Annotated in this window: 13 protein-coding genes, 1 pseudogene and 1 riboswitch; of the genes and pseudogenes, 9 read left to right on the top strand and 5 right to left on the bottom strand. The window is 72.5% G+C overall.

Annotation, left to right across the window (positions count from 1 at the left end; genetic code table 11):
• Nucleotides 1–237: 237 nt before the first annotated feature.
• Entirely contained in the window at nucleotides 238–1494 is a 1257-nt protein-coding gene (locus IEY99_RS22965; RefSeq protein ID WP_189206091.1) for a hypothetical protein, read from the top strand.
• A 100-nt stretch (nucleotides 1495–1594) separates the two neighbouring features.
• On the opposite strand, the gene IEY99_RS22960 is transcribed toward IEY99_RS22965, so the two are convergent.
• From IEY99_RS22960 to IEY99_RS34970, 3 genes are all read right to left on the bottom strand, one after another.
• A complete protein-coding gene (locus IEY99_RS22960; RefSeq protein ID WP_189206090.1) occupies nucleotides 1595–2218 on the bottom strand; it encodes a putative glycolipid-binding domain-containing protein in 624 nt (207 codons plus the stop codon).
• A 262-nt stretch (nucleotides 2219–2480) separates the two neighbouring features.
• On the bottom strand, nucleotides 2481–4541 hold the full coding sequence (locus IEY99_RS22955; RefSeq protein WP_229799124.1) for a DEAD/DEAH box helicase: 2061 nt from the start codon (nucleotides 4539–4541) through the stop codon (nucleotides 2481–2483).
• A gap of 239 nt (nucleotides 4542–4780) precedes the next feature.
• Nucleotides 4781–6778, bottom strand: a complete 1998-nt coding sequence (locus tag IEY99_RS34970) for a hypothetical protein (protein ID WP_189206089.1) — start codon at nucleotides 6776–6778, stop codon at nucleotides 4781–4783.
• Nucleotides 6779–6902: 124 nt separating this feature from the next.
• Between IEY99_RS34970 and IEY99_RS22945 the strand changes: the two genes are divergently transcribed.
• Entirely contained in the window at nucleotides 6903–7442 is a 540-nt protein-coding gene (locus IEY99_RS22945) for a hypothetical protein (RefSeq protein WP_189206088.1), read from the top strand.
• Between the two features lie 237 nt (nucleotides 7443–7679).
• On the opposite strand, the gene IEY99_RS34430 is transcribed toward IEY99_RS22945, so the two are convergent.
• Entirely contained in the window at nucleotides 7680–9677 is a 1998-nt protein-coding gene (locus IEY99_RS34430; RefSeq protein WP_229799117.1) for a C40 family peptidase, read from the bottom strand.
• Between the two features lie 214 nt (nucleotides 9678–9891).
• Between IEY99_RS34430 and mqnE the strand changes: the two genes are divergently transcribed.
• The 7 genes and pseudogenes from mqnE to IEY99_RS22905 all read left to right on the top strand — a co-directional run bounded on the left by mqnE (nucleotide 9892) and on the right by IEY99_RS22905 (nucleotide 16974).
• Nucleotides 9892–11061, top strand: a complete 1170-nt coding sequence (mqnE, locus tag IEY99_RS22935) for an aminofutalosine synthase MqnE (RefSeq protein ID WP_189206087.1) — start codon at nucleotides 9892–9894, stop codon at nucleotides 11059–11061.
• A gap of 404 nt (nucleotides 11062–11465) precedes the next feature.
• Nucleotides 11466–11843, top strand: a complete 378-nt coding sequence (locus IEY99_RS22930) for a hypothetical protein (RefSeq protein ID WP_229799115.1) — start codon at nucleotides 11466–11468, stop codon at nucleotides 11841–11843.
• A 12-nt stretch (nucleotides 11844–11855) separates the two neighbouring features.
• Nucleotides 11856–12188, top strand: coding sequence for a DUF4229 domain-containing protein (locus tag IEY99_RS22925; protein ID WP_189206085.1), 333 nt, complete (start codon nucleotides 11856–11858; stop codon nucleotides 12186–12188).
• A 508-nt stretch (nucleotides 12189–12696) separates the two neighbouring features.
• Nucleotides 12697–13989 (top strand): annotated as a pseudogene (locus IEY99_RS22920) (M14 family metallopeptidase); the annotation flags it as partial.
• Nucleotides 13990–14052: 63 nt separating this feature from the next.
• Nucleotides 14053–14193, top strand: a riboswitch (cobalamin riboswitch).
• Nucleotides 14194–14258: 65 nt separating this feature from the next.
• Nucleotides 14259–15173 (top strand): ABC transporter substrate-binding protein, encoded by a 915-nt coding sequence (locus tag IEY99_RS22915; RefSeq protein WP_189206083.1) that lies wholly within the window; start codon nucleotides 14259–14261, stop codon nucleotides 15171–15173.
• Entirely contained in the window at nucleotides 15170–16213 is a 1044-nt protein-coding gene (locus IEY99_RS22910; protein ID WP_189206082.1) for a FecCD family ABC transporter permease, read from the top strand. Before IEY99_RS22915 ends, IEY99_RS22910 begins: the two co-directional genes overlap by 4 nt.
• The gene (locus tag IEY99_RS22905) at nucleotides 16210–16974 is read left to right on the top strand and encodes an ABC transporter ATP-binding protein (RefSeq protein ID WP_189206081.1); all 765 of its coding nucleotides are present in this window, start codon (nucleotides 16210–16212) and stop codon (nucleotides 16972–16974) included. The genes IEY99_RS22910 and IEY99_RS22905 overlap by 4 nt, the downstream gene beginning before the upstream one ends.
• A gap of 21 nt (nucleotides 16975–16995) precedes the next feature.
• Here IEY99_RS22905 and IEY99_RS22900 read toward each other — a convergent pair whose 3' ends face one another.
• On the bottom strand, nucleotides 16996–17757 hold the full coding sequence (locus IEY99_RS22900; RefSeq protein WP_189206080.1) for a VOC family protein: 762 nt from the start codon (nucleotides 17755–17757) through the stop codon (nucleotides 16996–16998).
• Between the last annotated feature and the right edge of the window lie 57 nt (nucleotides 17758–17814).

Below are 17814 nucleotides of genomic sequence, written 5' to 3'. Positions count from 1 at the left end.
AACCGACCTGCGAGGATGAGCGCGCAAAAGGATTCATGTCCAAGGAGCGGTCCGGTGCCCCACGGCGACGACGTCACCACCCCACCGGCCGTCGTGCCGGCGCCCCGGCTGCCACATCCGGCCGACTCGGCGCCCCTGCCGCCTCCCGCTTCCTTGCCGCGTCCCTCTTCCTCGCTTACTCCGCCTTCGCCTTTTCTGCCGCCGATCGAGTCGCCCGGCCGCGGCAAGCTTGTGCTGATGGGCGTGCTCGCGCTGGTCGCCGCCGTGGCCCTCGGCGCGGGCGCCGCCTACGTCGCCCACGACGAGCCGCTCGACCCTCCGGCGGAGGCCATGGTGACGGCCGCCGTCCCGCTCACCCCCATCGCGCAGGCGAACGCGACGCTCAGCCGCCAGGCGGCGGCTCTGCTGCGCGGTGACGAGGAGGCCTGGCTGGCCGCCGTCGATCCGCGACAGCCGAAACTGCGCGCCCGCTACAAGACGATGTTCCGGTCGCTGCGCGCGCTCGGTGTCAGCCACTTCCAGTACCAGACGTCCGTCGCCAACGACAAGGGCGCCGCCGGCAGCCTCGGCATCTTCGCCGACGTCGCATACTGCCTGGCCGGCGACCACTGCGCCAAGGACAAGGGCGCCGACTCGGCCGGGCCGCCGATCGTCGCCCAGGTGCTCAAGCTCAAGACGGTCGAGGGCCAGTGGCTCATCACCTCGCTCAACAACCGGCGGCGAGCCCTGAAACAGCAGCCGGCCCCCTGGGAGAACAACGCGCTCGCGACCGCCGAGGGCAAGCGCGTCACCCTCGTCGCCCTGCAGGGCGAGAAGGACCTCCGCCGGCTCCTGCCGATCGCCGAGCAGGCCGCCGCGGCCACCGACCGCTTCGCCGGCCTCGTCGGCAACCCCCAACAGCGCTACCGGATCTACCTGGCCGGCCCCAAGCACTGGACGACCTGGTACGGCGGCATCAAGGACAAGTGGGTCGTCGGCTACGCCATGCCACGCAACGAGGCCGGCACCGACGTCGTGCTCAACCTGGCCAAGCTCCGAGACGACGAGCGCCTCCTGGCCACCACCATCCGGCACGAGCTCGGCCACGTGGTGACGGTCGGCGGGGTGCGCCACGGCACGCGCGGCGGCCGGAACGCCATGTGGCTCAAGGAGGGCATCGCCGAGTACATCGGCTGGCATCCCCGTCCGGCCACCGCGAGCTGGCGCCGCCAGGCGGTCCGCGACGCGGTGCACGGCAGCCGGCCGCCCACCTCGATCGCGGTCGACGCCCTCGGCGGGAACGCCGGCGCCGACGAGGGCGACGCGTTCTACGGCCTCGGCCACTTCGCCGCCGACTGCATGGCCGACACCTACGGCGAACGCGCCCTCTTCACCTTCGTCCGGCTCCATCTGCGCGAGAACCGCGACCTCGACCCGGCCTCCCGGGAAGCCTTCGGCACGCCCTTCCAGACCGTCGACAAGGCCTGCGTCGCCTGGATCCGCGAACACGCCTAGGCCGCCGCCGGTCAGCGACCGCTCAGGGCGCGGGTTCGCCTCCGCTCCCGGCTGGCGCGGTTCGCGTCCGCTCATGGCGGGCGCGGGTCCGCGACCGCGGTCACGGCCGGCGTTCGGCCAGGCCGGGATAGTCGAGGACGAAACCGTCGTCGTCCACGGTCAGGTCGGCGCTGAACGTCTCGCTGGCGAACCGCACCCGCCCGTCGCCCAGCGCGGTGTAGATCTGATCCGCCTGGATCACCTCGAGGCTGGGCAGCAGGACCCACGCCACGCTGACCCGGTGCGCCACCCCCGGGTCGGACTTCGCGAGGCCGAGGCGGCGGATCGGCAGCGTGTTGGTCAGCGGCGAGCCGGTCAGGTCCACGTCGTACGCGCCGACGAGCAGGTCGGGGTCCTCGCTGCCGGGCAGCCCCGCGCCGGGATGCCCGCCCGCGGTCAGCGCGGCGTCGAGGTCACCCTGCTCGCCGGTGGTCGCCCGCCAGCGACCGCCCTCGGCCGTCAGGCGCAACGTACGGCTCCAGCCCGCGCCCTCGGTGCCGACCTCGAGCGACGTGGTGATCCATGCAGGATCGGTCCGGATCTCGTACCGTGCGGTGTAGGGAATGGGATCCACCGCCAGCGCGATGCCGCGGGCGTGCAGGCCGCCGCGCGCATCGATCATCGCGTGCTCGGCACCGGTGGTGTCCCGGCGCTCCCAGAACAACGAACCAGGCAGGACGGACATGCGCCTGGTGTACCCGCCCACCGGCCGCCGGAATCCCTCCTGCGCTTCCTTCGCCATGCCCTCGCTGCGCTTCCCCGCAGCTTGCCCGCGCTTTCCCGCACCTTGCCCGCGCTTGTGTCCCCGCCCCGGCTGCCCTTCTTCCCCGCGTCTTCTCCGGGCCGTGGATCCGCGTCCTTCCGGGCCGTGGACCCGCGTCTTTCCTGGGCGACAAAGAGGAAGGCCCCCGGCTTATGCCAGGGGCCTTCGTCAGATGCTGGTGCGATCAGTGCGTGTGTGCCGGACGGCCCTGGTAGCGGCCGTTGCCCGGCTCACGCCGGTCGTTGCGGCCGCCGTCGCGGCGGAAACCGCCCGGACGGTCGCCGAAGTTGCGCGACGAGCGGTCGCCGAAGCCCCGCTCACCGCGCGGCCGGTCGCCGAAACCACCACGGTCCCGGTCGCCGAACGCGCGCTCGCCACGCGGCCGGTCACTGACCGAGTGCTCGCCGCGGGGACGGTCGCTGAAGCTGCGCTCGCCCTGCGGACGGTCGCCGAAGGAACGCTCGCTGCGGGGGCGGTCGCTGAAGGTGCGCTCGCCGCGGGGACGGTCGCCGAACTCACCGCGGGGCCGGTCGCTGAAGGAGCGCTCGCCGCGCGGGCGGTCGCTGAAGGTGCGCTCGCCGCGGGGGCGGTCGCCGAACGAACGGTCGCGGTCACCGTGGGGCCGGTCGCCGTAGCTGCGCTCGCCGCGCGGGCGGTCGCCGTAGCTGCGGTCGCCGCGCGGACGGTCGAAGCCGCCGCGCTGCGGGCGGTCGCCGAAGCGGCGCGGACGGTCGCCCCGCTCGCGGCGCGGCTCCGGCTCGTCCTTCACCGGCACACCGCTCGGCTCGCGGGCCCCGGTGATCTCGGCCAGCTTCTCGTCGCCCAGCCGTACCCGGACCTCGCCCGGCGCGACGCCAGCCTTCTGCATCATCGCCTGGGTGCTGCGGCGCTGCTTCGGCAGGACCAGCGTCACCACCGCGCCCGACTCGCCCGCCCGGGCCGTACGCCCGGCACGGTGCAGGTAGTCCTTCGGGTCCTTCGGCGGGTCGACGTGCACGACGAGCGAGATGCCGTCGACGTGGATGCCGCGGGCGGCGACGTCGGTGGCGACCAGCACGTTCGTGCGGCCTTCCTTGAACTCGGCCAGCGTGCGGGTGCGTACCCGCTGGGTCTTGCCGCCGTGCAGCGCGCCGGCCCGCACGCCCACCGCGGCGAGCTGCTCGACCAGCCGGTCCACACCCATCTGCGTACGGGCGAAGACGATGGTCTTGCCCGCCCGGTTGGCGATCGACGCGGTGATCGGGAACTTGTCGTGCGGCGGGATCAGCAGCAGGTGGTGGTCCATCGTGGACACGCTCGCCTCGGCCGGAGCCGTGGAGTGCGTCACCGGGTCGGTCATGAACCGCTTGACCAGCGCGTCGACGTCGCCGTCGAGCGTCGCCGAGAACAGCAGCCGCTGGGCGTCCGCCGGCGTCTTGGCGAGCAGCTCGGTGACCTCGGGCAGGAAGCCCATGTCGGCCATCTGGTCGGCCTCGTCGAGGACGGTCACCTCGACGTTGTCGAGCTTGCAGGCGCCGCGCTCGATCAGGTCGCCCAGCCGGCCGGGGGTGGCGACGATCACCTCGACGCCGCGGCGCAGCGCGTCCATCTGCCGGTCGTACGGCACGCCGCCGACGGCGGTCTTCAGGAAGACGCCGACGGCCCGGCCGAGCGGCATCAGCGCGTCGGCGACCTGCATGGCCAGCTCGCGGGTCGGCACCAGGATCAGGGCCTTGGGGTGGTGCGGCAGTGCCCGCCCGCTCTGGGCGACGCGGGCCAGCACCGGCAGGCCGAACGCGAGGGTCTTGCCGGAGCCGGTCTGGCCGCGGCCGAGCACGTCGCGGCCGGAGAGCGCGTCCGGCATGGTCGCGGCCTGGATCTCGAACGGGGTGGTGATGCCCTCGCGCTTGAGCACGCGGACCAGCTCGGCGGGGAGGCCGAGGTCGGCGAAGCTCTTGCGCGCCTCGACGATCTCCACGTCGACGTCGGCCGCGTCGTCGCTCTGCGCGGTGATCACCGCGGCATCGGTGCCGGTCGGGGCGTCGGTGGTGCTCGCCTGGCCCGCGGTGTCCGCGGCGCCCGCCTGGCCCGCGATCGGGGCGGCGGTGGCGCTGGCCTGGCCCGCGGTGTCCGCGGCGCCCGCCTGGACCGCGGTCGCGGTGTCGGCGGTGGCGATGATCTCGACCTCGGTGGTCGTGGGGTCCTGCTCCGGGACGGGGGCGTCGAAGACGGACGGGAACGTGCTGGGATCAGCGAAAGTGGTCAAGAGAACCTCTCTACGGGGGCGCATGCTCGCGAATGGCCCGCCGCGGCTGCCGGAAGCCTGCCGCTGAAATGCCCGCAAGAACGCCCGTGGCGTGCACCATGTGGGCACGCCAGGTCAATTACTGCCATCAGTGTACGGGTCAACGTCGCAGACACTGACCGCATTCCGCGCCGGTAGTGGGCAGGCTCACCCTTCGGCGCAACCTCGCCAGCTTAGGCGCGGGAAGGTCCGACGGCAACCTACCCCTGGAAAACGCCGCCGATCATGTCGCTGAAGGCGTCCCCGACGGTGAACAGGAAGAGCAGGCTCACCCCGACCAGCAGCGCCAGGACGACCAGCATCGCGACGATCACCTTGACGTTGCTGTTGCGCTGCGTCTCGGGGGCGTCCCGCCAGCCCTGGGCCAGGATGTGGCCGGTCAGCGAGCCCGAGTTCTCGACCGGATTGGTCATGATCGGCATCGTCATGTCGGCGGGTGCGTAGTCCGCGAGCCCCCCGTACACGGTGCCCTCCCCGCGCTGTTGCGGCACGCCCTGTCCGGAACCCGACCCGTACGCCGAGGGTCGCGCGGACGGGCTACCCAAGGACGACCCCGCTCCGCCGAACGGCTGCCGCCCGCCGCCCGAGACGCCGACCCCGAACGAGGCGGAGCCCTGCGAAGAGCCTGTGGCGGCAAACGGCATCGTGGCATCGCTCGGGCCGTGCAGCGCCTGCTGCCCCGCACCGTACGCTCCCGCCCGCTGCGCCGCGAACGGCGTGGTGGCGTCGTTCTGGGCCGTTCCTTGTGCGGCGAATGGCGTGGTGGCGTCGTTCTGGGCCGTTCCTTGTGCGGCGAATGGCGTGGTGGCGTCGTTCTGCGCCGTTCCCTGTGCGGCGAATGGCGTGGTGGCGTCGTTCTGCGCCGTTCCCTGTGCGGCGAATGGCGTGGTGGCGTCGTTCTGCGCCGTTCCTTGTGCCGCGAAGGGGGTGGTGGCGTCGTTCTGCGCCGCTGCCTGGGTGGCGAAGGGTGTGGTGGCGTCGTCGCGCGTCAGTTCCTGGGTTGCGAAGGGCATCGTCGAGTCGTTCTGGGCCGCTTGGGCGGAATGGCCGCTGACCGGCCCGGAGGTTGGAGGCACGGTGTAAGCCGGCAGGCCGTTCGCCGACGAGCGACCGGGACTGACCGGAACATTGGATACCGCAGCGCTCGTCGCCGCCGCAGCGGTTGTCTCCGCCGCAGCGCTGGTTGTCGCCGCAGCGCTGGTCGCTGCCGGGGCGGTCGGGGTTGCCGGCGCCGTTTGCGCTGCCGAGGCGGCTGAACTGGCCGGGGTGCCCGACGCTACCGGGAAAGTGGGCGGTGCCGGGAACGGCGCCGGCGGCGGTCCGGGCACGGGGGAGGGGCCGGGGCCCGGGGGCACCGGGTGCGGACCCGGGCCGGGCGGCACCGGCGAGGGTCCCGGAGCCGGGGGCACGGGGTCCGGGCCGGGAGTCGGCGGCACAGGGTCCGGGTTGGGTCCCGGCGGAACCGGTCCCGGCGGCACGGGGGAGGGCCCCGGCGACGGAGCGGGGGCCGGTCCCGGGCCGGGCGGCGCCGGCGAGGGAGTCGGCAACGGAGCCGGCTCCGGACGGGTGGGTTTCGGCGGCTCGGGCTTCGCGGGCCGCGGCTCGGGGGTCGACGGCTCAGGCAGGTCGGGTTCCGGCGTCGACGGCTGTGCCTCATCGGCCTGGCCAGCCTCTCCCTTCTCGGCAGCCCCGCCTTTCTCGGTAGTCTCGGCGTTATCCGCAGCGTCGCCGGCAGCGGCGCGAACAACCTGCGCCGCCTGCACGCGGGTCGGCTCGTCCCCGGCACGCTGGACGTGGGTCGGCTCGTCTTCCGCACCCTGCACGCGGATGGGCTCGTCTTCCGCCGCCCGGACCGCGTTCGGCTGGTCTTCGGCGGCCTTGACGTGGTTCGGCTCCTCTTCCGCGGTGTGGACCTGGGTCGGCTCGTCCTCGGCGGTCTGGACGTGGGTCGGCTCCTCCTCGGCGGCCTGCACCCGGGTTGCCTCGTCCTCCGGGGCTTCGGCGGGGATGGAGCCGCCGGCGGGCTTCTCCGGGGCGGCGTTCTCGATCGAGCGGGTGCCGTAGACGGTCGCCTGCCCACCCTTCCGCTTCGCGGCGTTGTCAGCGGCCGGCTCGGCCGGCTTGGCGGCCGGGACGCTGGCCCGGGCGGCGTTCGGGCTCGGCGGCACCGACACCGGCCGCGACGAACCGCCGTTCACCGAGGCGGAACCCTGCGAGCGGCCGGACGAGGCGACAGAGGAAGTGCCGGACACGGATGCGGAACCCTTCGAGCTGCTACCTGACACGGATGCGGAACGTGGTGCGCCGGCTCCACCGGACGCGGTGGCGGATTTGCCCGGACTGTCCGGGAAGAACGCCGAGCGGTCCTTGCGGACGGAAGCCCGCCCCGCAGCACCCCCGCTGACCGGCGCGGAGCTGGGCGCGGACGCGGAAACCGGTGCCGAACCGGACACGGGCGCCGAGCCGCTGACGGGCGCGGAGCTAGGAACAGCCGCCGAGCCGGAGACCGGGGCGGAGCTGGGTGCGGACGCCGAGCCGGAGACCGGGGCGGAGCTGGGTGCGGACGCCGAGCCGGAGACCGGGGCGGTGCTGGTAACAGGTGCGGAGCCGCTGACGGGCTTGGGCGCGCCGACCGAGGCGGAGCCGGTGATCGGCGCCGAGCGGGGCACGGGCGCGGAGCCGCTGACCGGGGCCGAGCTGGGCACGGAGCGGAAGGTGGAGGCCGATGCGGACGCCGGCACCGACGCGGAACCCGCGGTGGCGACGGGTGCGGATCCGGAGACCGGCTTCGCGGGTCCGGCCGCGGCCGGAGCCGCCCACAGCGCGCCCGCGGCGGGGGGTGGGGGAAGCTGGTATCCCTGATCATCTGGCCCGGGGACCCCGGTGGACGGCTGTGCAGCGGGCGGCCTGGTGCCGTCTCTGGCCGGTGTCGCCTGCTGCTCGTCCATGGGTCCTCCCGATCGCCGCCACCCACGTGCCGACGCCACCTATCGGACGCCGGGCAAGCCGGATGCCGGGCGCTCGTCACTACCGTGCCATATCAGCGCTCGTGAGCACACCCGGCGTCAACCGGTCGCGGTGTAAAGATCGGGTCTTAGCTCAGCCGTTACCGGATTGTTTCGCTTCGGCCGCCCTGGCGGCCGATGGCGACGGCGCGGCCGAGGCGGTGCCGGTCGCGGCGGTGCCGGCCGCTGCCGGCGCGGCGGCGGTCTTCAGCGCGCCGGCCGACGCCGGAGACTTCGTGGAAGTAGCAGCCGGCGCCGACGTGCTCGCCGTCGAAGAAGTGCTTGCGGTGCCTGACGGCTTGCTGCCGGCGGTGGACGTGCCGGCGGAACCTGACGGCTTGCTGCCGCCCGTGGACGTGCCGGCGGAACCTGACGGCTTGCTCCCACCCGTGGACGTGCCCGCGGAACCTGACGGCTTGCTACCCCCGGTGGACCCGCTTGCCGAGCCTGACGGCTTGCTGCCCCCGGTGGACCCGCTTGCCGAGCCCGACGGCGGGTTGCTGCCTCCCGCGGGCGTCGAGGGCCGGCCGGAGGTGGACGGTGTGCCTGAGGTGGGCGGCGTGCCCGGCGTCGACGGCTGACCCGGGGTGGACGGCTGGCCGGGCGTCGAGGGCTGGCCGGGCGTCGAGGGCTGGCCGGGCGTGGACGGCTTGCCCGGGTCCGACGGCTTACCCGGGGTGGAGGGCTTGCCCGGGTCCGACGGCTTACCCGGGGTGGAGGGCTTGCCCGGCTTCGTCGGTGGCTTCGGCGCCGGCGAGTGGTCGCTGGGCTTCTCCGGGTCCGGCGCGCCCAGCTTCGGGCCCTCGACCTTGCCCTCGACCGAGCCGTAGATCCGGGTCGCCGCGAACAGCTGGGTCCAGCGCATGGGGGTGAGCATCACGTCCATGCCGGCGCGCGGGGCCTCGACCATCATGCCCTTGCCGGCGTACATGGCGACGTGGTGGATGCTCGTCCAGCTCGGCGTCGAGTTGAAGAAGAGCAGGTCGCCCGGGAGCAGGGAGTAACGGTCCACCGTCTTGCCGCGGGTCTGGAAATACTGGTCCTTCGCCACGCGGGTCAGCGGGAAGTTGCCCGCCGCGTCCGAGCGGTAGGCGTAATACATGAGCCCCGAACAGTCGAACATGTCCGGGCCTTCCTCCGACCAGACGTACGGGTCGCCGCGCTGGGCCAGGGCGATCTCCAGGGCGGCGATGGCCCGGGGGTCGGCGCTGCGGCCCGCGCTCTCGCCCGCCAGGAAGCCCACGCCGGCCTGGGCGTCCCGGGCGGCCTGGGCGGCGTCGGCCGCGGTGATCTCCTCGGTGTGCTTCTGCTCGAGCTTCTGCTGGGCCGCGGTCTTCTTGTCGAGGATCGCCTTCTTCTTGGTGTGCTCGGTGGTGACGAGGTCGAGCTTCGCCCGCAGGGTCTGCTGCTCGGTCGTCGCCGTCGTGTACGCCGCCTGCGCGATGCTCAGCTGCCGGCTGGCGGCCTGCTCGGTCGCCGATTCGCCACGCTGGATGCGGGCGAGGGCGTCGAGGTCGTTCAGCCCCGAGCCGGCGATGCCCGGCGGCAACGCTGCCGCGTTCCGTACGGCATTGGCTGCGGCGGCCGCGACCGCCTGCTCGGCCGCAGCGACGGCAGACTGGCCTTGCAGCACCTTCTGCTCCGCGATCGTGAGCTGGCTGCGGGTGAGCTTGAGGTCCTCGTCGAGCTTGGCGAGCTCCTCGCCCTTGGTGGCGATCTCGATGCGGCCCGCCTCGATCTTCTTCAGCAGCGGGCTGGTGGCGCCGCCGGTGGCGACCGGAAGGGTGGACGGCGGGGTGGTGCTGGTGCCGGCGCCGGGCCGCTGCCCCGGCAGCGTGATCGAGCCGGTGGCGATCGGGCGGGAACCGGCGTCGGGCACCGCGCCCGGCACGCCGGCAGGCGCGACCGGGGCGCCGGGGAGCGCGACCGGACCGGCGGGCGCGGCCGGTGGCGCCACCGGGACGGCGACGGCCGGGTTCGGGTGGAAGAGGGCGGCGATGGCGGTGGCGGTCGCGGCGGAATACGCGAGCGGGCGCCACCAGGGGCGCAATCCTCGCGCGGCTTCCCGGCGGTCCTGCCTCAACTTCGCCAAAGCGCTCCCCGTCCGCCAGCGGCCCCCGTCCGGCGACTGCCGTCCTCTAAAGGTCATACCGCACACCTGCACCGATGTCGATCCGTCGGAGATGGGAGGACGCTGAGAATCGTAAGCCCTTTCACGTGAGCTGCGCCGCCGGAGCCGCACACGGGCGGAGTTCTGTCGGTGGTAGGACGTACGCTCGACGCACGCGAACGTGAGAGGGGCCCAGATGGACGTCGGACTGAAGCGCGAGCTGGAGGCCAAGGTCTACGCCGGCGAGCGGCTGACGCGCGAGGACGGCATCGCCCTCTACGAGTCCGACGACCTCGCCTGGCTCGGGCGGCTGGCGCACCACAAGCGCACCGAGATGAACGGCGACCGGGTGATGTTCAACGTCAACCGGCACCTCAACCTCACGAACGTCTGCTCGGCGAGCTGCGCTTACTGCTCCTTCCAGCGTAAACCGGGCGAGAAGGATGCGTACACGATGCGCATCGACGAGGCGGTCCGCAAGGCCAAGGAGATGGAGGACGAGCAGCTCACCGAGCTGCACATCGTCAACGGCCTGCACCCGACGCTGCCCTGGCGCTACTACCCCAAGGTGCTGCGCGAGCTGAAGGCGGCGCTGCCGAACGTCAACCTCAAGTGCTTCACCGCGACCGAGGTGCAGTGGTTCGAGAAGATCAGCGGTCTGCCCGCCAGCGAGATCCTCGACGAGCTGATGGACGCCGGCCTCGAGTCGCTCACCGGCGGCGGCGCGGAAATCTTCGACTGGGAGGTCCGCCAGCACATCGTGGACCACAACTGCCACTGGGAGGACTGGTCGCGGATCCACCGGCTGGCACACCAGAAGGGCATGAAAACCCCGGCGACCATGCTGTACGGGCACATCGAGGAGCCGCGGCACCGGGTCGACCACGTCATGCGCCTCCGTGAGCTCCAGGACGAGACGGGCGGTTTCGCGGTCTTCATTCCGCTTCGCTACCAGCACGACTTCGTCGACTCGGCGGACGGCAAGATCCGCAACCGGATCCAGGCCCGCACGACGATGGCGGCGCCCGCCGAGTCCCTGAAGACGTTCGCGGTGTCCCGGCTGATGTTCGACAACGTGCCGCACGTCAAGTGCTTCTGGGTCATGCACGGCCTGTCGGTCGCGCAGCTCTCGCTCAACTTCGGCGTCGACGACCTGGACGGCTCGGTCGTCGAATACAAGATCACGCACGACGCCGACTCCTACGGCACCCCGAACACCATGCACCGCGCCGACCTGCTCGACCTGATCTGGGACGCGGGCTTCCAGCCGGTCGAGCGCAACACCCGGTACGAGGTCGTCCGCGAATACGACAAGCCGACCCCGCTGGCCGAGCGGCGCAGCGAGCCGCAGCAGGTGTGGGCCTGACGGCGCGTTCCCGCGCGCTTGACGGCAACGCTCGCCCGGCCGGGACCCGGCCGGATCGAGGGGTCGACGTCCTCCGCCGGTGAGGTGGACCGGGTCGAGCCGGCGGGCCGGCGTCAGGACCACGCCGGGCCGGGCCACGTCGGACCAGGGTGAGCCACGCTGGGCCGGGTCACGCTGGGCCGGGCCGCGCCGGGTCACGCCGGACCGGCCGTGCCAGGCCGGTCCGGGGTGCCGCCGGGACGGGCCAGGTCAGGCCGGTTGACGCCACGCCAGGGTTGGGCTGGGTGGGCTGTGCGGGATGGGTGGGTGTGGGCTTCGATGGCCGGGCCGGGGCGGCGTACCCTCGTGGTGTCATGGCGGAGACTCAGAGTGCGCGCCGTCCGCGCCGGGATGCGGACGGGCGGTTGGCGAGCGTTCAGGACCTCATGGGTGTGGCGCTGGCGGGGCTTGTCGCCGGTCTGGTCGTTCTGCTGATCTTCGAGGGCGTGCTTTCGCTGCTGCGGATCTCGGAGTTCGGGGCGGCCAGCGGGTGGATCGCGATCGTGCTGCCCGTGTGGCTCTTCACCGAGGAGTTCCGGGCGGCCGGCTATGGGGCGTACCGGATCGTGGTCGCGGCTCTCGGGGCCGGGTTCGGGATCGCCGTCGGGATGACCCTGGCCGGGCTCGTCGCTCCGATCTTTCCCTCGCTGGTCAGTGGGGCGATCGGTGCCTTCGGTCTCACCGTGGTGTACTGCCTGGTCTGGTTCTACGGCCTGCGGTGGCTGAGCCACCGGGCGGGCTGACAGGAGTTCGTGATGAGTCCCGCCGTCAAGTACACGCTCGGCCGTCTCGGGCTGTTCGTCGTGGTCTTCGTGATGCTTCTGCCGGTGCCGCTGCACATTCTGGTCAAGGCGATGATCGCGCTGGTCGCCTCGGCGGCCTTCTCCTACTTCCTGCTGGCCAAGTGGCGCAACGAGATGGCCGAGCAGCTCGGCGAGGTCGCACGGCGACGCGCCGCGGAGAAGGCGCGGCTGCGCGCCGCCCTTGCCGGCGACGAGACCGCCGCCGCGGCCGGTGACCGGGCCGCCGCGCCCGCGCAGCCCGGCAAGGCCGAAGCCGGCAAAGACGCCCCGCCGCCGGCCGTCTGACCCGCCGAGCCCAGCAACGAGGGCCCGTCGCGTCGGCCCAGGAGCGTCCGCCCAGGAGCGTCCGCCACGTCGGCCCAGGAGGGCTGGTCGCGCCGGCTCAGGAGCGTCCGCCACCTCGGCCCAGGAGGCCGGTCGCCTCGGCCAAGGAGACCCGTCACGTCGGGAAAGGTCGACCCCCAACGTCGGGCAAGGTCGGCCCGCCGCATCCGGCGAGGACGGCCCGCGGGCCGTCTGACGTGTGACACGCGGCGCCCGCCGGGCGGCGGGAGCGGAAGCCGGAGCGGGAGCGGAAGCCGGAGCGGGAGCGGCAGCCGGAGCGGGAGCGGCAGCCGGAGCGGGAGCGGAAGCCGGAACGTCAAGATTGAACTACGGGTTTCCTGACGTCATCACGTCGACGTAGGGGGCACTTTGGCATGGTCGGTGGCAGGCCCGCTGCATTGCCAAACGTCTATTCAGGGTGGTGCAGTGACGGAAGCCCGAACCCTCTGATACCCCCCGGAGGTCGTTCATGAGAAAACGCGTCACCGGCCTGGTCGCGGCGGCCGCCGCCGGCCTCGCCCTGATCGCCGCTTCCGCAGCCACCGCGCCGCCCGCCACCGCGGAGCCGCGCGCCGACGGTCCGGCCCAGTACGAGATCTACGACGTGCGTACGCTCGCCCAGCGCAACACGATCGCCAGCACCGGCGTCGCCATCGACGCGGTGGAGCACGCGGTCGTCGAGGTCACCGCCACGCCCAGCGAGGTCAGGACGCTGCGGGCGCTCGGATTCACCGTCCGGAAGATCGAGGTCGCCGCCCCGGGCGAGGGCGCGTCCACCCGGGACTTCCCGCAGCAGGACGCCGGGTATCACAACTACGCGGAGATGGTCGCCGACGTCAACGCGGTGGTCGCCCGCTACCCGGCCATCGCGAGCAAGCGGGTGATCGGGAAGTCGTACCAGAACCGGGACATCGTCGCCGTGAAGATCTCCGACAACGTCGGCACGGACGAGAGCGAGCCCGAGGTCCTGTACGACGCCAACCACCACGCCCGTGAGCACCTGACCGTGGAGATGGCCCTCTACATCCTGCATCTCTACACGGACAACTACGCGAGTGACACCCGGGTCCGCAACATCGTGAACAGCCGCGAGATCTGGATCATCCCGTCGGTCAACCCGGACGGCGCCGAGTACGACGTCGCGACCGGCAGCTACCGGTCGTGGCGCAAGAACCGGCAGCCCAACACCGGTTCCTCGTACGTGGGCACCGACCTGAACCGCAACTACGGCTACCGCTGGGGCTGCTGTCGCGGTTCCTCGAGCAACCCGGCATCGGACACCTACCGCGGGCCCGAGGCGTTCTCGGCGCCCGAGACCCGCGTGGTGCGGGACTTCGTCAACGGCCGCGTGGTGGGCGGCGTGCAGCAGATCAAGGCCGCCATCGACTTCCACTCGTACTCGGAGCTGGTGCTCTGGCCCTTCGGCTACACCACGGCGAACACCACTACCGGCATGAACGCCGACCAGTACAACACCTTCGCCACGCTGGGCCGGCAGATGGCCGCGACCAACGGCTACACGCCGGAGCAGTCCAGCGACCTCTACATCACCGACGGTGACTCGCTCGACTGGCTCTGGGGTACGCACCGGATCTTCGCGTACACCTTCGAGCTGTACCCGCGGAGCTCGTCGGGCGGCGGCTTCTACCCGCCGGACGAGGTCATCACCAGGGAGACCAGCCGGAACCGGGAATCGACGCTGAAGATCGCCGAGGTGGCGGACTGCCCGTACAAGGTGATCGGCAAGGAATCCACGTACTGCTGACCCGCATGGGGACTACCTGTCACGGCTCACCGGCTGTGACAGGTAGTTTTCCGTATCCGGCAGAACGGCCGGTCAACCGGTGGGATAGCGTCAACCTGACCGCGTAGCAGCGAAGCCGGTGGGATTCCGGCGCTGTCCCGCAACTGTGAAGTCCTGTACCCCGGGCGTAGCCAGGTCGCCTGCACGCTGGTCGCGATTCCGCGCTCTCGCAGGAAGAGCGCCTCGCGGGCCGGGCTCCGGCCGGCGGGCCCGGCAGGAGGTTCAGGATGAGACGGCTCATGACCGCCGCGATCGCGGTGACCGCGCTGCTGCTCGGCGGCTGCGGTGGTGGCGGCACGAACGAAACCGCCAGCCCCGCGGCGAGCGCGAGCGGCGCCGCCTTCCCCGTGACGGCCGGCGGGGTCACCCTCGACAAGCGGCCCGAGCGGATCGTGTCGCTGTCGCCGACCGCCACGGAGATGCTCTTCGCGATCGACGCCGGCAAGCAGGTCACCGCCGTCGACGACCAGTCGAACTATCCCGCCGAGGCACCCCGGAGCGACCTGTCCGGGTTCAAGCCCAACGCGGAGGCGATCGCGGCCAAGAACCCCGACCTCGTGGTGCTCTCCGACGACCTCAACAAGATCGTGGAGCAGCTCACCAGGCTCAAGATTCCCGTGCTGAGGACGCCGGCGGCGAAGACCCTCCAGGACTCGTACACCCAGATCGGTCAGCTCGGCGCGCTCACCGGGCACCCGGCGGAGGCGGCCGCGCTGGTCGAGCGGATGCGGGGCCAGATCGACAAGATCGTGAAGGGTGTGCCGGCGCGGTCGGCGCCGCTGACCTACTACTACGAGCTGGATCCGACGTACTACACCGTGACGTCGGAGACCTACGTCGGCTCGATCTTCGCGCTCTTCGGGCTGAAGAACGTGGCCGACGGCGCCAAGACGGCCTATCCGCAGCTCGCCCAGGAGGCGCTGATCGCCGCCGACCCCGACATGATCTTCCTGGCGGACAGCAAGTGCTGCGCCCAGTCCCCGGAGACCGTGGCGAGGCGCAAGGGCTGGGCCGGGGTCACCGCGGTCAAGAACAAGCAGATCGTGGCCTTGAACGACGACGTCGCGTCGCGCTGGGGACCGCGCGTCGTGGACCTGGTCCAAGCCGTCGCGGACGCGGTCGCCAAGGCACCGGCGGCGTGACCGTCCGGCCCGCCGGACTGCGGGCCGCCTGGTTCATCGGCGGCGTCGCCGCCGTGGCGGTCGCGCTGGTCGCCGGGATCGCGGTGGGGCCGATCACCCTGCCGCCCGGCGCGGTCGCGGCCGAGCTGCTCAACCTCGTTCCGGGCGTACGGCTGGACAGCGGCCTGACCGAGCGCGAGGTCGCCATCATCACCGAGCTGCGCCTGCCGCGGGTGGTGCTCGGCCTCCTGGTCGGCGCGCTGCTGGCCCTGGCCGGCGCCGCCTACCAGGGCGTGTTCCGCAACCCGCTCGCCGACCCGCACCTGCTCGGCATCGCGGCCGGTGCCGGGCTGGGCGTCACCGCGGTCATCACCTTCCGGGGCGGCGCCGGCGACGTCACCGCCGACCTGCCGGTGGGCGTACCTCTGGCGGCCTTCGTCGGCGCGATCGTCGCCGTGGTGCTGACCTATCTGCTCGGGGCGGCCGGGGGCCGGACCCGTACGCCCGCGACCTTGATCCTCTCCGGGGTGGCCGTCTCCGCGTTCCTGGCCGCGGCTCAGACGTTCCTCATGCAACGGCACACCGAGTCGCTGCGCGAGGTGTACGCGTGGCTGCTCGGCCGGCTGGCGACCGCCGGCTGGCACGACGTGCTCGTCGTCCTGCCGTACGCGGCGGTCACGGGTTTGATCGTGCTGATCCACCGCCGCGAGCTGGACGTGCTGACGGTCGGTGACGAGGAGGCGACGAGCCTGGGCCTGCACCCGCAGCGCAGCCGCTATCTGCTGGTGGTCGCGGCGTCGCTCGGCACCGCGGCGGCCGTGTCCGTCTCCGGCCTGATCGGCTTCGTCGGCATGATCGTGCCGCACACGATGCGGCTGCTCGCCGGGCCGAGCTACCGGTCGATCCTGCCGCTGTCGGTGCTCTACGGCGGCGCCTTCCTGGCCCTGACCGACCTGGTGGCGCGGACCGTGGCGAGCCCGGCCGAGGTGCCCATCGGCGTGGTCACCGCGTTCTTCGGTGCGCCGTTCTTCGCCGTCGTGCTCCGCCGGACCCGCACATGATCGCCGTACGGGGCCTGCGGGTCCGGCTCGGCGGCGCGCTGATCGTGGACGGCGTGGAGCTCGACGTGGCCGACGGTGAGTGGGTGACCATCATCGGCCCGAACGGCGCCGGCAAGTCGACCGTGCTGCGGGCGGTCGGCGGGCTGGTCTCGTACGAGGGATCGATCGCGCTCGGCGGCACCCCGCTGGACCGGCTGACCCGGCGCGAACGGGCCCGCACGCTCGCCACGGTGGCCCAGTCGCCGGTCGTGCCGCCGGCGATGCTGGTCTACGACTACGTGCTGCTCGGGCGCAGCCCCCACATCCCCGCGCTGGGCCGCGAATCCGCCACGGATCTGGCCCGGGTCGGCGAGGTGCTGGCGGTGCTCGATCTGGAGGCCTTCGCCGGCCGCCCGCTGGAGACCCTCTCCGGTGGCGAGCGGCAACGGGTCTTCCTCGCGCGGGCGCTGGCCCAGGAGGCGCGCATCCTGCTGCTGGACGAGCCGACCAGCGCGCTGGACATCGGCCACCAGCAGGAGGTTCTGGAGCTCGTCGACCGGCTGCGGGCCGAGCGCGGCCTGACCGTGCTCGCCACCATGCACGACCTGACCACGGCCGGCGAGTACGCCGACCGCATGGTGCTGCTGTCCGGCGGCCGGGTGGTGGCCAAGGGCACCGCCCGCGAGGTGCTGACCACGGACCTGCTGGCCGAGCACTACCGGGTGCGGGTCCGGGTGATCGAGGGCGAGCACGGCCCGCTGGTCGTGCCGGTCAGGCGCTGACGGTCCGCGACGCCGGAAAGGTCAGGCGTTGACGGTCTGCACTATCGAGAACGCCCCGCCCTGCGGGTCCTGCAGGAGGGCGCAGCGGCCGATCGGCAGGTCCGCCGGTGGGCGGAGCACCATGCCGCCGAGCGACCGGGCGTACTCGGCCGCCCCGTCGCAGTCGATCACCGCGAAGTGCACCATCCAATGTGGCAGCAGATCGTCGGGGCAGGTGTCGTCCATCTCCGTCATGCCCGCGATGGTGACGCCGTCGAGCTCCCAGGCGAGGTACGGCCGCCCGCCCACCGAGACCTCCCGGCCCAGCCATCCGAACACCGCACCGTAGAAGGCCGCGGACCCCTCCACGTCCCGGGTGGCCAGCTCGTTCCAGGCCAGTGCGCCGGGCACGTCGAAGACGTCGGCGCCCCGCATGCTGCCCGGCTGCCACACGCTGAAGGGCGCGCCGGCCTGGTCGAGGAACGTGGCCATCCGGCCCTGGTACATCACGTCGAAGGGGGCCACCAGCACCTTGCCGCCGGCGTCCTCCACCCGGGCGGCGATCTCGTCGGCGTCGTCCGTGGCGAGGTACATGCTCCACGCCGTGGGCTGTCCCTCGCCGAACAGCGGACCGGCCCCGGCGGCGGCGTGGCCGTCGAGCCGGAAGGTGGTGTAGCCGCCGTACTCCTCACCGGACACATCGGCCTCCCAGCCGAACAGCTCGGTGTAGAAGCGGGTCGCGTCGGGCAGGTCCGAGGTTCCCAGATCGACCCAGGTCGGTACACCGGGCGGCGGGTGGCGCATGACCGGCTCCTCGGGTCTCACGGCAGAGGACCCGTCGATCGTCGCACCACGATGCGA

The sequence above is a fragment of the Couchioplanes azureus genome (genome assembly GCF_014648355.1).
Taxonomy (GTDB): domain Bacteria; phylum Actinomycetota; class Actinomycetes; order Mycobacteriales; family Micromonosporaceae; genus Actinoplanes; species Actinoplanes azureus.
This window is presented reverse-complemented; position numbering and strand designations above follow the sequence as displayed.